General features: G+C 73.9%; 1 protein-coding gene. It reads right to left on the reverse strand.

What is annotated here, in order from left to right; genetic code table 11:
- Positions 1 to 631: efflux RND transporter periplasmic adaptor subunit (locus HW578_RS27415; RefSeq protein ID WP_198373835.1), on the reverse strand; the 631-nt coding region annotated here is incomplete at both ends.

The following is a 631-nucleotide window of genomic DNA, read 5'->3' on the forward strand; positions in this document are numbered from 1 at the left end:
TGCGCCTGGCCCGGCGCGGCGGGCTCGGTCGGCTGGCCGCCCGCCGCGGTGCCCGGCGGGCGCCAGCGCAGCGCGGCATTCGGCACGCGCAGCGCCTGCGGGCGTTCCTCCGTCACCACGCGCAGCGTCGCGGTCATGCCCGGCAAGAGCCGGCCCGAGGCGTTCGGCGTGGTCACAACGACCGTGTAGGTCACGACATTCTGCACCGTGGTAGCCGCCAGCCTTATGTCCTTCACCCGCCCGCGCAGCGTCTCGGACGGAAAGGCGGCGACGGTGAAGGTGACGTCCTGTCCGGCGCGCACGCGGCCGATATCGGCCTCGTCCACCGTGGCCCAGACCTCCATCTCATCCAGGCTGGCGGCGATCTGGAACAGCACCGGCGCCTGGAAGGACGCCGCCACGGTCTGGCCGATGTCGATGTTGCGCGACACCACCACGCCATCGATAGGCGAGCGGATGGTGGCGTTGTTGAGATCCACCTCCACCTGGCGCAGCTGCGCCTCCTTCTGGGCGCGGGCGGCCTCGGCGGCTTCCACCTGCGCGCTCGCGGTGCGGGCGGCGGCGGCGGCGGAAAGGGCCGCTGCCTCGGCGCGCAGCAGGTCGGCGCGCGCCTGCGCCACGGCGGAACGGG

The organism is Roseomonas rosulenta (assembly GCF_016106005.1).
GTDB lineage: Bacteria > Pseudomonadota > Alphaproteobacteria > Acetobacterales > Acetobacteraceae > Neoroseomonas > Neoroseomonas rosulenta.